Source organism: Haemophilus parainfluenzae, from assembly GCF_036288925.1.
GTDB lineage: Bacteria > Pseudomonadota > Gammaproteobacteria > Enterobacterales > Pasteurellaceae > Haemophilus_D.
Window position 1 is genome coordinate 2,052,705 of sequence record NZ_CP127167.1, and the last position, 16,738, is coordinate 2,069,442.

The window sequence follows — 16,738 nt, forward strand, 5'->3', positions numbered from 1 at the left end:
CCTATTGTTGTGATAGCCAATCGGCGAGTACTTTGCGAGAAATCTTTATTGCCCCTTGGATTAAATTCTCCGGGAGTTCATAATAAGCAACAGGTTGCTTGAATCGTTCCAATCGCCCTTGTAAAAAAACGTTGAGAGATTCGACCGCACTTTCATTAAAGGATGTATGAAATTCAACAATCGCGACAGGACGATGGCCAAATTCTTCATCATATTTAGGCAAAACAAAGACTTGCTTCACTAAATCTGATTGTGCAATCACTTTTTCAATTTCTTCCGGCTGAATATTTTCACCGCCAGAAATAAACATATTATCTAATCGGCCTTGAATGACTAATTCGTTATCGAGCCATTGACCTTTATCTTTGGTTTGGAACCAACCTTCAGCATTAGTAAGCGGTTCAACACACCCATTGCGCCAATATCCCATGGCAAGCCCGGCACCTTTTAGCCAAACTTCTTCATTCACTAACTTGAACGCTCGACCAAGCAAAGGCTGTCCCACACCGATTTTTCCATCCGATTGTTTAGCGAATGCGGTAGAAGCCATTTCGGTCATACCATAACCTGAATAACTGCGAATCCCTAATTCACTTAACGCTTGGGTTAATTTTACAGGGATTTGTGTCCCACCTAATAACACGGCTTGCGTTTGGATAGGTTGAGGATGTTCCGTCAAATAATCAAACCAACGCTGTAGTTGCGTTGGCACGAGAGAAACATGAGAAACCTCACCAATAGATTGATAAAAATCTTCTTTCGGTAAAACTAAGGTTGCACCTACGTAAAGCCAGCGCCACACAATGCCTTGTCCGGAAACATGATAAAGCGGTAAAGAAAGTAGCCATGATCGATCTTTGCCAAAATTCATTAAGGCACAAACGCCTTCCGCATTAGCTAAATGAGCAGACACATTATGCACCACCGCTTTAGGCAAACCAGTCGAGCCCGATGTGAGTGTCATCGTTGCCGCTTTTGTAAAGTCAGCGTTATGTTCAGGGAATGCTTCAGCAGCTAAATAATGAATATCTTCGGTCTGATAACAAAAATCTACACCATATGCTCGACACAATTCCTCTCTTTTTTCTTGAGGAAATGCAGGATTGATACCTAAAATTTTTGCACCAAGCTGAATCACCGCTAAATAAAGAAATAAAATCTGTTCTGAATTTTTACCACAAAAAGCAACAACACTTTTTGCCGTCACCTCTTGTTGCAAAAGGAATGCTTCTACCTGGTTAATTTTTTCATACAGTTCACCCCAAGTAATATGAATACCTTGCGAGTTTCGCAACGCTACCCTATGAGTGTGAAGTGGACTTTGGGCAAATATTTGCCAAGGAAATTTTCGCATCGAACTAATTATTGATAAAACAAGGACGAACCTCATCAATTAAACATTCTGGCAAATGCATAGATTGCATTGCGCTCTCTAACATCAACATCTTACGAGCACTATTGGTATTCGTAATCACCCAGTATGGTGTATCCGGAATTTGCTTCGGTTTTGTATGATTACCCGCAACTAGTAAGGTTGCTTCATCTCGAGCAAAATAGACTCGAGTACGACCTTGTAAACTTTCTGTTGCCAAAGCAAAACTTTCTGGATTTGTACGATAAAGAATGCGTAATATACTTAAAAAACGTACAACTGCTTTTGTTTCAGCTTTAAAGTCAGGTGAGTTTAGTAACGTGCGAACTTTATCCACTATATGGCTTATAGCTTCATCTGATTGCTTTTTCACTGCTCTCTGCGACTCTATCGACTTAACCTTTTGTTGAGATATTTCCATTTTTTTTTCGACAAAAACAGACGCTGAATGTTCTTTATTTTTTGAAATTTGAGAAGATTCCTCTGAGTCAAAGACATCATTCTGACTTATCGCATGATGAGGTAAATTCAACAAACGGCGAAGAATATCTGAAGCACTTTCTCCGATTGACTGAGTTTTTCCAGCAATATATTGATATAACTCTTCATCGACTTCAATTATCTTCATTTTTTTCTCTCCGTTTGCTAAAATTTCTCTCCATTATAACGATTTCCAAGCAAATTCTCACGTAAAATATATGTTATCCTACCAATTATTAAACTATCAATTTCATCAAACAAAACAACAAATTAATTCACCTACTTTAGTTTTTATTCATGGCTTATTTGGGGATATGAATAATCTTGGGGTTATCGCCCGTGCATTTAGCGATAAGTATAACATTTTACGTGTGGATTTACGTAATCACGGACAAAGTTTTCATTCAGAAACAATGAATTACGACGTCATGGCTAATGATGTATGGCTACTTATCAATTATCTTCAATTAGATAAGGTGATTTTAATTGGCCATTCAATGGGCGGAAAAACGGCCATGAAAATGACCGCACTTCAACCACTGCGCGTAGAAAAATTAGTTGTCATCGATATTGCTCCTGTGGCGAATAGCAGCACTGGACATGATGATGTATTTCGCGGGTTATTTGCTGTAAAAAAAGCTCAGCCAAAAACTCGTCAACAAGCCAAACCTATTTTAGAAACTGAAATTGCCACTCCTAATGTGGTGCAATTTATGTTGAAATCTTTTGATGCGACTTCACCTGAATATTTTCGTTTCAATTTGACCGCTCTTTTTGAACATTATGCGGAACTGATGGATTGGCAAGAGATTTTTGTTAATACGCCAACGCTCTTCATCAAAGGTGGGCTTTCATCTTATATTAAACCTGAATATACGGAAACCATTCTAAAACAATTCCCGAATGCGACTTCTTTCACCATTAATGGTTCTGGACACTGGGTTCATGCGGAGAAACCTGATTTTGTGATACGTGCGATTGATAGGTTTCTAAATAAGAATTAATCGTTTTAAATGAGAATTCATTTATGGTATAGTTCGCACAAATCGTAGGGCTTTAGTCTCTCACTTTTTCTATTCACTCAATTTTATTTAAAGGAAAGAACAATGGCAGTTGTCGGTTTATTTTACGGTAGTGACACAGGTAATACAGAAAACATTGCAAAAATGATTCAAAAACAATTAGGCAATGAATTAGTCGATATTCGTGACATTGCAAAAAGCACAAAAGAAGATATCGAAAGTTATGATTTTTTACTTTTCGGTATTCCGACTTGGTATTACGGTGAAGCGCAAGCTGACTGGGATGATTTTTTCCCTACTTTAGAAGAAATTGATTTTACTGACAAATTAGTGGGTATTTTTGGCTGTGGCGATCAGGAAGATTATGCTGATTATTTCTGTGATGCAATCGGTACAGTACGTGATATCGTTGAACCACGTGGCGCAATTATCGTGGGCAATTGGTCAACGGATGGTTACACCTTTGAAGCATCGAAAGCATTACTGGACGATGGAAACTTCATTGGCTTATGTATTGATGAAGATCGTCAACCGGAACTTACTGCAGAACGCGTAGAGAAATGGACAAAACAAATCTACAATGAAATGTGTTTAGCAGAATTAGCTTAACCATCTCTATTTAGCATATTTAAGGGAACATTATGTCTGAAGAAAACATCAAATTACTCAAAAAAGCCGGATTAAAAATTACTGAACCTCGGCTGACTATTCTTACGTTAATGCAAGAGCATAAAAACGAGCATTTCTCAGCAGAAGATGTATATAAGATCTTATTGGAACAAGGCAGTGATATTGGCCTTGCAACTGTATATCGTGTGCTTAACCAATTTAATGAAGCGCATATCTTAATTCGTCATAATTTTGAAGGTAACAAGTCTGTTTTTGAACTTGCACCAACAGAACACCACGATCACATTATCTGTGAAGATTGCGGTAAAGTATTTGAGTTTACTGATAATATTATCGAACAGCGTCAAAAAGAAATCAGTCAGCAACATGGTATCAAATTAAAAGCACACAGTTTATATCTCTACGGTAAATGTAGCGATATCAACAAATGTGAAGAGAAAAAATAATGCTTGCTAAAAAACAAAAACCTTAGGCTAAACCTAAGGTTTTTTATTCTCTCAGCTAAAATGCGGTCAAAATCGACCGCACTTCTTTCTATTTAAAAGAGAAAATTATTTTTTACCTAATTGTGGCAAAACAGAATCTTTCCCTGCAGTTAATAAACCCACTTGAGAGTAGATACTTAATTTGCCACGTGTATCTGCTACGTCTAAGTTACGCATGGTTAATTGACCAATACGATCGATTGGATCAAATGGTGCATTTTCCACTTTTTCCATACTCAAACGTTCTGCCGCATAAGTTAAGTTTGGTGATTCAGTATTTAAGATTGAATAATCATTACCACGACGAAGTTCTAATGTCACTTCTCCTGTAATCGCACGAGCCACCCAACGTTGTGCCGTTTCACGTAACATTAACGCTTGTGGATCAAACCAACGACCTTGGTATAATAAACGGCCTAAACGTAAACCGTTGATACGATATTGTTCAATAGTATCTTCATTGTGAATACCGGTGACTAAACGCTCATAAGCAATGTGGAATAATGCCATTCCCGGTGCTTCATAAATACCACGTGATTTTGCTTCGATAATACGGTTTTCAATTTGATCTGACATGCCTAAACCATGACGACCACCAATGCGATTTGCTTCTAAGAAAAGATCCACCACGTTATCAAATGTTTTACCATTTAAGGCAACTGGCACACCTTCTTCAAAACGAACAGTCACTACTTCTGGTTTCACTTCAACATTTTCATCCCAGAATGCCACGCCCATGATTGGCTTCACAATTTTAATGCCGCAATTTAATTCTTCTAAGTCTTTCGCTTCATGAGTTGCACCTAACATATTAGAGTCAGTTGAATAGGCTTTTTCTACTGACATTTTGTAGTCAAAACCATTTTCAATCAAGAATTGTGACATTTCAAAACGACCACCTAACTCATCAATGAATTGTTGATCTAACCATGGTTTGTAAATTTTTAAATTTGGGTTGGTTAATAAACCATAACGATAAAAACGCTCAATATCATTACCTTTAAAAGTTGAACCATCACCCCAAATATTGACATCATCTTCTTTCATTGCTGCAACAAGCATCGTACCCGTTACCGCACGACCAAGTGGTGTGGTATTGAAATAGGTTGCTCCACCAGTCGAAATATGGAATGCACCACATTGAATAGCCGCAAGTCCTTCATGGGCTAACTGCGCACGACAATCTACTAAACGCGCATTTTCCGCACCATATTCCATCGCTTTTTTGGGAATTGCATTGTAATCATCTTCATCTGGTTGACCTAAGTTTGCTGTATAAGCATAAGGTATTGCACCTTTTTGACGCATCCAAAGTAATGCCGCACTGGTATCGAGCCCGCCTGAAAAAGCAATACCAACTTTTTGGCCTTTAGGTAAATGTTGCAGAATTGTATTTGACATATTTTATTTCCTTCATTGTGGTTATGGTGAGTGAGTCTTTAAAAAGTGCAGTCAAAAATCACTGCGCTTTTCTAACATCTCATCGGGATTTGGATAACGATAAACGAAGCCTAAATCTCGACAAATCTTATCTGCTATAATGATTCGTTTCGGATCCGAATCACTACATTCAAATTGTGGTATGGATAAATCATAAAATGCCGCTGCTTTTGTGTAATATTCTGCTCGTGTAGGATGAATTGGCGCGCAAAGATGGTAAGTTCGCAATCCATTTGGATTCATAAGTAAGGTAGTAATAGCTTGAATGCAATCTTCAAGATGCACCAAATTAACAGGCGAATTACCCTGTTTTAAATTACATTTTCCTGCTAAGAATTTAACCGGATGGCGTTGTTTCCCAATTAATCCTGCAAGTCGAAGAATATCGCAATGAGATATTTCCGATTGGAACAAGCACTGCTCGGCTTGTATCAGTGTTTTACCCATTTCTGTTTCAGCTGAAAGTTGAGAATCTTCATCAAATTGCCCCGAAATATCAGGAAAAACAGACGTTGAACTGGTAAAAATCAAGTGCTGTACACCTTGTTTCTTTGCTTGATTAGTTAAAAAAGTAAGATGTTCACAATACTGTTGAGAAGAAAAACGGCTAGGTGGTAAGGTGATAATGAGTGCATTCACATCAAAAAGAGATTGAATATTATCAGGCAAACTCTTTATTTTTTCTGAAAAAGAAAAAGGATAGGCTTCAATGCCTAACTGATGCAATCGTTGAGCATCCGCGAAAGATTGTTTTGAGCCTTTTACACGCCAACCGAGTTTTTTTAAGTGTTGCGTCAGCGGCAAACCTAACCAACCTAAACCAACTATTGCAACAGATTTCATTTTCTTTTATTCACAAATTCTATCCGAAAAAATCCCTGCCATTCTAAAGCATAGCAGGGAGATTGTTAATGTTATTTTGTTAATAAATCCAACGCCTCTCGATATTTAGCCATTGTTTTTTCAATTACTTCTTTTGGTACTTTAGGCGCTGGTGGTTGTTTATTCCAACCACTTTGCTCTAACCAATCTCGTACAAATTGCTTATCAAACGACGGTGGATTTGTGCCTTCTTTATAAGTATCAACTGACCAAAAACGACTAGAATCTGGCGTTAATACCTCATCCATTAAAGTGAGTGTGCCATTTTCATCTAAACCTAATTCAAATTTAGTATCACAAATAATAATACCTTTAGTCAGCGCATATTTCGCAGCCTCAGTATAAAGCGCTATCGCTTTTTCTCTCACTTTTGCCGCCAATTCTACGCCAATAGCTTTTTCACATTCTTCATAGCTAATATTGATATCGTGATTGCCCACTTCTTCTTTACTTGATGGCGTAAAAATTGGTTCAGGTAATTTACTTGCCTCAACTAATCCTTCTGGCAATTTCAAACCACAAATGGTGCCCGTTTGCTTATAATCTTTTAGCCCACTACCTGTTAAATAACCACGCACGATAGATTCAATTTTTATTGGTTTCAAACGCTTACATACCACTGCTCGATCTTTTACTAAATCAGCTTCTTCTTTTGGTAACACATCATAAACTGAATCGCCTGTAAAATGATTCGGCATAATATGGGCTAACTTATTGAACCAGAAATTGGAAATTTGAGTCAGAATTTCACCTTTGCGTGGGATAGGATCATCTAAAATTACATCAAATGCAGACAAACGGTCACTGGCTACCATTAACATTCGTTTATCATCGATCTCATAAAGATCACGCACTTTCCCTGAATAGATTTTTTTTAGACTAAGTTGTGTCATTGTTTGCACCTTTTATTATAAGAATAAAAAATCGGCGCGTATTATACCGCACTTTTGCGCAAACGTTTGCTTTTTTTATCAAAAATTTTTAAAGAAAAGAAATTACAGAGTCATACACCTAAATAAGCTATAGATAACAAAAGAAAAACAATTTAATTTGAGCTCAATCTGAAAATCAGCGACAATACAGCATTATTTAAAACAGAAGAAACAAGACAAATGAGTTATCCATTAGAAGAAGTGAATAAACGTCGCACATTTGCGATTATTTCCCACCCTGACGCAGGTAAAACCACCATCACCGAAAAGGTATTGTTATACGGCAATGCCATTCAAAAAGCAGGCTCAGTAAAAGGTAAAGGCTCTGCACAGCATGCAAAATCTGACTGGATGGAAATGGAAAAACAACGTGGTATTTCCATTACCACTTCCGTGATGCAATTCCCTTACAATGAATGCTTAGTGAATTTATTGGATACACCGGGACATGAAGATTTCTCGGAAGATACCTACCGCACTTTAACGGCCGTGGATAGCTGCTTGATGGTTATCGACTCAGCAAAAGGGGTTGAAGAACGAACCATTAAATTAATGGAAGTGACCCGTTTACGCGATACACCAATTATCACTTTCATGAATAAACTTGACCGAGATATTCGCGATCCGATGGAATTATTAGATGAAGTGGAAAGCATATTAAAAATCCATTGTGCACCGATTACTTGGCCGATTGGTTGCGGTAAATTGTTTAAAGGAGTTTATCATTTATATAAAGATGAAACCTATCTTTATCAAAGTGGCCAAGGCTCTACTATTCAAGAAGTACGAATCGTGAAAGGCTTAAATAGCCCTGAATTAGACGCAGCCGTAGGTGATGACTTAGCCCAACAACTGCGAGATGAATTAGAGCTAGTAAAAGGTGCAAGTAATGAATTTGATTTGGATTTATTCTTAAGTGGTGAATTAACACCAGTCTTTTTTGGTACTGCATTAGGTAACTTCGGTGTCGATCATTTCTTGGATGGTTTAACCGAATGGGCGCCTGCACCACAAGCTCGCCAAGCAGATACTCGTAAAGTTTCAGCAGAAGAAGAAAAATTCAGCGGTTTCGTGTTTAAAATCCAAGCCAATATGGATCCAAAACACCGCGACCGCGTGGCTTTCTTACGCGTAGTTTCTGGCAAATATGAAAAAGGCATGAAACTTAAACACGTGCGTATTGGTAAAGATGTAGTCATTTCTGACGCCCTCACCTTTATGGCGGGGGATCGTACTCATGCAGATGAGGCTTATGCTGGCGATATTATCGGTTTGCACAATCACGGTACTATTCAAATTGGTGATACCTTTACGCAAGGCGAAGAGCTTAAATTTACCGGTATTCCAAACTTTGCGCCTGAATTATTCCGTCGTATTCGTTTAAAAGATCCTCTTAAACAAAAACAATTATTAAAAGGTTTGGTGCAACTTTCTGAAGAAGGTGCTGTGCAAGTATTCCGCCCATTAAGCAATAATGATTTGATTGTTGGCGCGGTCGGTGTATTACAGTTTGATGTGGTTGTTTCGCGTTTGAAATCTGAATATAACGTTGAAGCCATTTACGAAACGGTCAATGTCGCGACGGCTCGTTGGGTAGAATGTGCGGATAACAAAAAATTTGAAGAGTTCAAACGCAAAAATGAGCAAAACCTAGCATTAGATGGTGGAGATAATCTTACTTACATTGCACCAACGATGGTTAATTTAAATCTTGCACAAGAACGTTATCCTGATGTGACCTTCTTTAAGACAAGGGAACATTAATTACCATTTTCTACCATTAACAAAAGGAAAAATTATGAAAAAATTGATGCTTATCAGTACAGCAGCGTTACTACTCTCGGGTTGTGTAAACACTGAGCTGTCAAATGCAGGAAAAGCTTATAACCCACAAACTGACGCACGTATCCGTCTATATGGACAAAATGGTCGCTATACCGAGATGGAAGTAAAACAGAATGGAAAAACAGAAAAAGTAAATGTTGGAGGTGGATGGGGGCAATCCTTCAGCTCAATGCTTTACCTTAAAAGTAATGAATCGCTAGGGATGCCAGATAGCGAAGCGAGTAAAAAACCAAGCCAATTCAATAACTTTGGTTCAAGTACTTTCTTTAAAGAGTTTGTTATCCCTGCGGGCGCTGAAATCACCCTAAAAAGTGAAATAGTAACCCCAGATAATACTTATACCGATTATGCAAAAGGTATTAAATATACACAACTAGGTTACAGCTGTTCGGGTAAAAAACTCACATTCACGCCTCAGGCAGGAAAAGATTATGAAGCATTACCTGCAGCATCAACAGCTCAATGTAATTTAACTTTAGTAGAATTAAAATAAATCAATATGAAAGGTCACCGCAAGGTGGCTTTTCTTTTATATAAAGACATTAAAATTTGTAGCAAATAACAACTGATGGATAGAACAAAGTGCGGTTAAATTTAATCGCATTTTTTCCTTGTAAAAAATTGGAGATTCCTTTACAAATATGCTCTTACGTGCTATTATTTAAGTGACTATTTAAAAGGAGTTAATAAATATGCGGCAAGGTATTCTTAAATAAACTGTCAATTTGATAGCGGGAACAAATAATTAGATGTCCTTTTTTAGGAGGGCTTAGTTTTTTGTACCCAGTTTAAGAATACCTTTATCATGTGATTCTAAAGTATCCAGAGAATATCTGTATGCTTTGTATACCTATGGTTATGCATAAAAATCCCAGTGATAAAAGTATTTATCACTGGGATTTTTATGCCCTTTTGGGTTTTTGAATGGAGGAAAATCACATGAAAATTATTAATATTGGAGTTTTAGCTCATGTTGATGCAGGAAAAACTACCTTAACAGAAAGCTTATTATATAACAGTGGAGCGATTACAGAATTAGGAAGCGTGGACAAAGGTACAACGAGGACGGATAATACGCTTTTAGAACGTCAGAGAGGAATTACAATTCAGACAGGAATAACCTCTTTTCAGTGGGAAAATACGAAGGTGAACATCATAGACACGCCAGGACATATGGATTTCTTAGCAGAAGTATATCGTTCATTATCAGTTTTAGATGGGGCAATTCTACTGATTTCTGCAAAAGATGGCGTACAAGCACAAACTCGTATATTATTTCATGCACTTAGGAAAATGGGGATTCCCACAATCTTTTTTATCAATAAGATTGACCAAAATGGAATTGATTTATCAACGGTTTATCAGGATATTAAAGAGAAACTTTCTGCCGAAATTGTAATCAAACAGAAGGTAGAACTGTATCCTAATATGTGTGTGACGAACTTTACCGAATCTGAACAATGGGATACGGTAATAGAGGGAAACGATGACCTTTTAGAGAAATATATGTCCGGTAAATCATTAGAAGCATTGGAACTCGAACAAGAGGAAAGCATAAGATTTCATAATTGTTCCCTGTTCCCTGTTTATCACGGAAGTGCAAAAAACAATATAGGGATTGATAACCTTATAGAAGTGATTACGAATAAATTTTATTCATCAACACATCGAGGTCCGTCTGAACTTTGCGGAAATGTTTTCAAAATTGAATATTCGGAAAAAAGACAGCGTCTTGCATATATACGTCTTTATAGTGGCGTACTGCATTTGCGAGATTCGGTTAGAGTATCAGAAAAAGAAAAAATAAAAGTTACAGAAATGTATACTTCAATAAATGGTGAATTATGTAAGATTGATAGAGCTTATTCTGGAGAAATTGTTATTTTGCAAAATGAGTTTTTGAAGTTAAATAGTGTTCTTGGAGATACAAAACTATTGCCACAGAGAAAAAAGATTGAAAATCCGCACCCTCTACTACAAACAACTGTTGAACCGAGTAAACCTGAACAGAGAGAAATGTTGCTTGATGCCCTTTTGGAAATCTCAGATAGTGATCCGCTTCTACGATATTACGTGGATTCTACGACACATGAAATTATACTTTCTTTCTTAGGGAAAGTACAAATGGAAGTGATTAGTGCACTGTTGCAAGAAAAGTATCATGTGGAGATAGAACTAAAAGAGCCTACAGTCATTTATATGGAGAGACCGTTAAAAAATGCAGAATATACCATTCACATCGAAGTGCCGCCAAATCCTTTCTGGGCTTCCATTGGTTTATCTGTATCACCGCTTCCGTTGGGAAGTGGAATGCAGTATGAGAGCTCGGTTTCTCTTGGATACTTAAATCAATCATTTCAAAATGCAGTTATGGAAGGGATACGCTATGGTTGCGAACAAGGATTATATGGTTGGAATGTGACGGATTGTAAAATCTGTTTTAAGTATGGCTTATACTATAGCCCTGTTAGTACCCCAGCAGATTTTCGGATGCTTGCTCCTATTGTATTGGAACAAGTCTTAAAAAAAGCTGGAACAGAATTGTTAGAGCCATATCTTAGTTTTAAAATTTATGCGCCACAGGAATATCTTTCACGAGCATACAACGATGCTCCTAAATATTGTGCGAACATCGTAGACACTCAATTGAAAAATAATGAGGTCATTCTTAGTGGAGAAATCCCTGCTCGGTGTATTCAAGAATATCGTAGTGATTTAACTTTCTTTACAAATGGACGTAGTGTTTGTTTAACAGAGTTAAAAGGGTACCATGTTACTACCGGTGAACCTGTTTGCCAGCCCCGTCGTCCAAATAGTCGGATAGATAAAGTACGATATATGTTCAATAAAATAACTTAGTGTATTTTATGTTGTTATATAAATATGGTTTCTTGTTAAATAAGATGAAATATTTTTTAATAAAGATTTGAATTAAAGTGTAAAGGAGGAGATAGTTATTATAAACTACAAGTGGATATTGTGTGCTGAGAGCTTTCTTCTATACTAATAGACGAAAGGGTGTGAAAATGATTTTTAAATGATACTGTGGAACGGAACAGTAGCCCTAGTATTGACTACTGTCGTTTCTATTCATATTGGCTATTCTAGGACTGAGATGAAAAAATCTATAAATGCTCAGAATAAAATTGAACCCGCAAATCTCCCCAAAACAATGGTGAGTCATGTACTTGTATTATTCCGAAAAAATACACCTCTGGTGCAGTGAGACAAATTGGTGTATCTTATAGTGGCTTCGTAGATGAAAGCTATACTCTACTATCACTCTTTGATGATGTAGAACAAATTGAAAAAGATAATAGACTTCAGACAGCTATTGATGTTGTCAGAGAACAGTTTGGTTTTTTAGCCATACAAAAAGGAACCGTCCTAACTGAAGGTTCCAGAAATATTGAACGCAGTAAACTTATCGGTGGTCATTCCGCGGGTGGATTGGAGGGATTAAAATGAAACAAGAAAAAAATACAGTACAATTTTCAGAAATCCGTAGCAAAGGATGTAATGATATTGAAATGCTTGAAAGATTTTTACATGGAATCGTTGAAACAGCAACTTCAAAACTTCGTCAGAGAAAACTCAAAACAACTGAAATATCGATACGACTAGTACATGCTAAATCTGAAAACCGATTACCATTGGAATTTACATTTAGCATTAAGCCAACAAGCTCATCTGTGATAATCTATACTGAGGTAATCAATCGCTTTAAAGAATGTTACACAGGTGGGGGAATTCAAGGTTTTACGATTCAATTTGATAAAAATACCCTTGCCTCTGCATAGAAAGGATTTGATATGATTGACCGTTCATATTTACCATTTCAATCAGCAAGAGAGTACCAGGATACAAAGATGCAAAAATGGATGGGCTTTTTCCTATCTGAACATGCATCAGCACTCTCTGATGATACAAACAAAGTAACGTACATGTCTGACTTATCACTAGAGAAGAAATTATTACTCCTCAGTCAAGTATACGCCGGGCAGCTACGCACACGCATTCAAGTGATTGAAAAAAACAAGCGTGTTTCCTACACTGGAACAATACCAAGTCTGACCAAAGATTTCATTTTGATAAAAACTACAACAGGTCACATCAATTTGAAATTAAAAGACATTATTAGTATTGAACTTGTCGAGGAGGTGCTCTATGAATCAGCTTGAGTTTCAGCGTAATCACCTACAAATGGACTATTATAGCGAGAGCTACCAAGATTTTGAACGTGACTTCTACCGCTACTCTAACATGAATATTCCATTGACCTTCCTAACTGATGATATCCTAAAAACAATGGCGACTTCACGTAAGAATTACTTTGTCCTCAATAAGGAAAAGTCCAGAGATAACCGCGATCACTTCTTCATATTTGAAGTAAGTACCGTAGATGAGAATCCGCTAATCTATCATTATACATATAAGAAAACTACAATATATTTAGCAGAAAAATAGGAGCAGTTCAATTGACTGTTCCTATTTTTAATATTCATAAAATCTAAAGTCTTTATACTCTTTAACAATGGAGTCGCCAACCAGAACAGACTATACTGACCAGCGACTACCTTAAATTTAATGTTTCAGATTTATTTTCTTATCTCTAATTTCATAAACTACATCTGCTACATTTTCGAGTAATCGTTTATCGTGGGTGATAAACACGATAGTTCCGGTGTACTCCTTCATTAGTATTTCCAAAGCCTCTAAACTTGGTATGTCAAGGAAGTTACTGGGTTCATCCATTATTAGGATGTTATATCTACCCATGAGCATTTTAGCAAGCAACAATTTTATAATTTCTCCACCGCTTAAAACAGATAAACTTTTTCCAATATCGTTCTGTTTGAACCCCATAGATGCTAGCACTGAACGAATTTCTGATATATTGTAGTCACAATCCTTCTGCATAAACTCCATAACATTCTGATTACTGTTGTACTTGTAACCATTCTGTGCAAAGTAACCTATTTTTGCCTTAGGCGAAATAGAAATTCCTTCTTCATGGTTTAAGATCATTTGGATTAAAGTTGTTTTTCCGATTCCATTACCACCAGTTAACGCCACTTTTGCTCCTAACGGAATTTGAAAAGATGCATTTTCAAACAGAGCCTTATCCCCAAATACTTTATTAATTTCTGCACCGACTATAGGGTATGGATTATGGAGCTCCAATGCTTTACTTTGCCTGAAACGAATTCTGCGAATGCCTTCCGGAGCTTCTACTTTTCCTAAGGCCGCAATCCTGTGCTCTAGGGTTTTAGCAGCATTATACATCTTTTTTTCCTTACTTCCTATTGATTTTTGATGAGCTAAACGCCCTCCGTCTTCAGTACTTTTTTTCTTTGAAGAACCTTTTGCCTTCTGTTCTATTTTACGAGCCTGTTTTCGCTTTTCCTCCGCAGCCCTTTCCAATCGGGCACGTTCCGCAATAAATTGTTCGTATTCTGCAGCTTGGCTCTTACGTTCTTCCTCTTTCTGACGAAGATAATCAGAATAGTTTCCCCAATACTCAGTGATTTTGCCATCTTTCAGTTCCCATATTTTATCTACTATTTCATCAAGAAAATAGCGGTCATGGCTAATAACTAACAGTGCACCTGTAAAATATTTTAGCTGTCCTATTAGAAAATCAATTCCTTCACGGTCTAAATGGCTCGTAGGTTCATCCGCTAAAATACCATGAACCTGTGCCGATAAGGCCTGTGCTATTTTAAGCCTTGTTTCTTCACCACCGCTCATAGTCTGTATATTTAATTGCTCAACACCTAGCTTGCCTACAAGTGCAAAATCTTTTTCCTCCTGCAGAGTTACTTCGTCCAACTGGGGAATATAGGCAAGTTCACCCAGACGATTCATTTTACATCCTGGGGGAGTTAATTCTCCTAAAAGTACCCTGAGTAAAGTGCTTTTTCCAGCACCATTTGCTCCTACTAAACCAATACGGTCATAATCATATACTTCTAATTCATTTATATCTAAAACATCGCGTCCTTTGAATTCCACACGAATGTCTTTTGCTTTTAATATTAATTCCATAACATTTCCTCCTGTCTATAATCGCATGCTTTCATTTGCTTGTATGCAGGGAAAACCCTGCGATTTTAGCAGGAAGAGTTACATGAAAATAAGATACATAAATATTCCTCCAATATTGTTTATTTTAAATCTAATTTTCTAACCTCAGTTATCATTTGGCAAACTATAGCAATGCCAATAATTAAAATACCTGATAGTAAAAACCAATGATTTACACCGATTTTATCAGCAAAGAATCCAGAAAGAATTAACCCAATTGGCATAGCAAGTGACATGATACTTCCGATCAAAGAAAATACACGTCCTAAATATTCAGGCTTAATTTTCTCCTGAAAAAGAGCTGTTTGCACACCGCTATAAAATGGCACCGAAAGCCCCATTATTGCACAGCAAACTACGAATATTACAAATCCATTTGGAGGAAGTATTCCCGAAACGGCTAAACTGGTCCCCATTATAAAAAATGAACTTGTTATTAGTAATACATGCTTTTCGAAGCCCCCTAATCTTCCTAATAATAAGCCTCCTGCTAGCATCCCAAATGCAAAGGAAATTTCCGTAATAGAAATATGCACAGGTGTTCCATTAAAGTGTTCCATGCTTATTAAAGGAAATAGTGCATTGATTGGCATATAAACAAAAGTATATAGTGTTCCTAAGAGTAATAAGGCAAACAATCCTTTGTTTTGTCTCAGAACCACAACTCCTTCTTTCATCTCCCTTATGAAATTTGGTTCTAAACTTTGCACTTGATTACCCAGCTTAGGTATACGTACAATTGCTACCGTAATAGATGCAATCACAGCACCCAATACGTCGATGGCAATAATAGCATTTAAATCCCAAACGGAGTATAAGAGTGCTGCAACTGCCGGACTAACAATATAGCTTATAGACTGCAAAGACTGACTATAGCCTGCGCATTTCGTTAGCTGTTCTTCTGGTACTAAAAGTGGTGTAACCGCATTGAGTGCTGGGGTATGAAAAGCTGTTCCAATGCTACGGATAAACAATACTATCATAATCATCCAGACAGGTAGCTCCATACAGAATGCAACAATAGCAAGCACTGCACCAGCTGCTGCGATAATTAAATCGGCACCAATCATTATCTTCTTCCTATCATGACGATCCACTAGCACACCAATGGCAGGTCCCAAAATCGCATAGGGTAAAAAACCTACTAATGAAGCCATAGACAAGACCATCGCAGATCCTGTTTTTTCTGTAAGGTAAAAAATAATCGCCATTTGCAGGATGGCACTAGTGATTAATGATACTGCTTGCCCTGCCCATATTGCATAAAATTTTCGTTTCCAATTGTTGTATTTTTCCATTTATATTATCTCCTGCATATTATTTTGCTTGAATTTCTATTTTGAATAGCATTCTAGGCAATAAAAAATGCAGGCCAAACCCCACAATGTGGCTTTTGGTCTGCATACATACAATTTGGAAACATTCATATTAAAGACATAGTTAAATAAAGGTATAGTTAAATAACCAATATCCTCACCGTAACTAATGAATGCTCAATATCGTATAAATAAGCACAACAAAAAAGCCTATCATCGGGTATAGATTCTGCTTTTTTTATTGCCA

General features: G+C 37.0%; 17 protein-coding genes and 1 pseudogene. 11 read left to right on the forward strand and 7 right to left on the reverse strand.

Annotated elements, in window-relative coordinates; genetic code table 11:
• Position 1: 1 nt before the first annotated feature.
• Entirely contained in the window at positions 2-1,354 is a 1,353-nt protein-coding gene (gene menE, locus QQS40_RS10320) for an o-succinylbenzoate--CoA ligase (protein ID WP_289901966.1), read from the reverse strand.
• 4 nt (positions 1,355-1,358) lie between these two features.
• Positions 1,359-2,000 (reverse strand): replication initiation negative regulator SeqA, encoded by a 642-nt coding sequence (gene seqA, locus QQS40_RS10325; RefSeq protein ID WP_289901967.1) that lies wholly within the window; start codon positions 1,998-2,000, stop codon positions 1,359-1,361.
• Positions 2,001-2,070: 70 nt separating this feature from the next.
• On the opposite strand from seqA, the gene QQS40_RS10330 reads away from it, so the two are divergent.
• The 3 genes from QQS40_RS10330 to fur all read left to right on the forward strand — a co-directional run bounded on the left by QQS40_RS10330 (position 2,071) and on the right by fur (position 3,950).
• A complete protein-coding gene (locus QQS40_RS10330; RefSeq protein WP_289901968.1) occupies positions 2,071-2,856 on the forward strand; it encodes an alpha/beta fold hydrolase in 786 nt (261 codons plus the stop codon).
• Between the two features lie 102 nt (positions 2,857-2,958).
• Complete coding sequence (fldA, locus tag QQS40_RS10335) at positions 2,959-3,483, forward strand: flavodoxin FldA (protein ID WP_289901969.1); 525 nt, start codon at positions 2,959-2,961, stop codon at positions 3,481-3,483.
• Between the two features lie 32 nt (positions 3,484-3,515).
• Positions 3,516-3,950: a ferric iron uptake transcriptional regulator gene (fur, locus tag QQS40_RS10340; RefSeq protein ID WP_126471749.1), complete on the forward strand. Its 435-nt coding sequence runs from the start codon at positions 3,516-3,518 to the stop codon at positions 3,948-3,950.
• A 105-nt stretch (positions 3,951-4,055) separates the two neighbouring features.
• On the opposite strand, the gene argG is transcribed toward fur, so the two are convergent.
• The 3 genes from argG to QQS40_RS10355 form a co-directional block, all read right to left on the reverse strand.
• Positions 4,056-5,390 (reverse strand): argininosuccinate synthase, encoded by a 1,335-nt coding sequence (argG, locus tag QQS40_RS10345; protein WP_289901970.1) that lies wholly within the window; start codon positions 5,388-5,390, stop codon positions 4,056-4,058.
• A gap of 51 nt (positions 5,391-5,441) precedes the next feature.
• Entirely contained in the window at positions 5,442-6,272 is an 831-nt protein-coding gene (locus QQS40_RS10350; RefSeq protein ID WP_289901971.1) for a Rossmann-fold NAD(P)-binding domain-containing protein, read from the reverse strand.
• Positions 6,273-6,343: 71 nt separating this feature from the next.
• Complete coding sequence (locus tag QQS40_RS10355) at positions 6,344-7,204, reverse strand: phosphoribosylaminoimidazolesuccinocarboxamide synthase (protein ID WP_329505190.1); 861 nt, start codon at positions 7,202-7,204, stop codon at positions 6,344-6,346.
• 219 nt (positions 7,205-7,423) lie between these two features.
• Here QQS40_RS10355 and prfC point away from each other — a divergent pair, with 219 nt between their 5' ends.
• The 8 genes and pseudogenes from prfC to QQS40_RS10395 all read left to right on the forward strand — a co-directional run bounded on the left by prfC (position 7,424) and on the right by QQS40_RS10395 (position 13,555).
• A complete protein-coding gene (prfC, locus tag QQS40_RS10360; RefSeq protein ID WP_329505192.1) occupies positions 7,424-9,007 on the forward strand; it encodes a peptide chain release factor 3 in 1,584 nt (527 codons plus the stop codon).
• 34 nt (positions 9,008-9,041) lie between these two features.
• Positions 9,042-9,581 (forward strand): hypothetical protein, encoded by a 540-nt coding sequence (locus QQS40_RS10365; protein WP_290915201.1) that lies wholly within the window; start codon positions 9,042-9,044, stop codon positions 9,579-9,581.
• Between the two features lie 383 nt (positions 9,582-9,964).
• A pseudogene (locus QQS40_RS11250) lies at positions 9,965-10,012 on the forward strand (hypothetical protein); the annotation flags it as partial.
• Between the two features lie 15 nt (positions 10,013-10,027).
• Positions 10,028-11,947 (forward strand): tetracycline resistance ribosomal protection protein Tet(M), encoded by a 1,920-nt coding sequence (gene tet(M), locus QQS40_RS10375; RefSeq protein ID WP_050142810.1) that lies wholly within the window; start codon positions 10,028-10,030, stop codon positions 11,945-11,947.
• A gap of 363 nt (positions 11,948-12,310) precedes the next feature.
• Positions 12,311-12,556, forward strand: coding sequence for a hypothetical protein (locus QQS40_RS10380; protein WP_001813542.1), 246 nt, complete (start codon positions 12,311-12,313; stop codon positions 12,554-12,556).
• The gene (locus tag QQS40_RS10385) at positions 12,553-12,888 is read left to right on the forward strand and encodes a DinB/UmuC family translesion DNA polymerase (protein WP_000806926.1); all 336 of its coding nucleotides are present in this window, start codon (positions 12,553-12,555) and stop codon (positions 12,886-12,888) included. Before QQS40_RS10380 ends, QQS40_RS10385 begins: the two co-directional genes overlap by 4 nt.
• Positions 12,889-12,900: 12 nt before the next feature.
• On the forward strand, positions 12,901-13,269 hold the full coding sequence (locus QQS40_RS10390; RefSeq protein ID WP_000567222.1) for a hypothetical protein: 369 nt from the start codon (positions 12,901-12,903) through the stop codon (positions 13,267-13,269).
• Entirely contained in the window at positions 13,256-13,555 is a 300-nt protein-coding gene (locus tag QQS40_RS10395; RefSeq protein ID WP_001072467.1) for a DUF5960 family protein, read from the forward strand. Before QQS40_RS10390 ends, QQS40_RS10395 begins: the two co-directional genes overlap by 14 nt.
• A 117-nt stretch (positions 13,556-13,672) precedes the next feature.
• On the opposite strand, the gene msr(D) is transcribed toward QQS40_RS10395, so the two are convergent.
• Positions 13,673-15,136 carry an ABC-F type ribosomal protection protein Msr(D) gene (gene msr(D), locus QQS40_RS10400; protein WP_000420313.1) on the reverse strand — a complete coding sequence of 488 codons (1,464 nt, stop codon included), beginning with the start codon at positions 15,134-15,136 and terminating at the stop codon, positions 13,673-13,675.
• A gap of 119 nt (positions 15,137-15,255) precedes the next feature.
• The gene (gene mef(A) / locus QQS40_RS10405) at positions 15,256-16,473 is read right to left on the reverse strand and encodes a macrolide efflux MFS transporter Mef(A) (protein ID WP_000417519.1); all 1,218 of its coding nucleotides are present in this window, start codon (positions 16,471-16,473) and stop codon (positions 15,256-15,258) included.
• Positions 16,474-16,738: the final 265 nt, after the last annotated feature.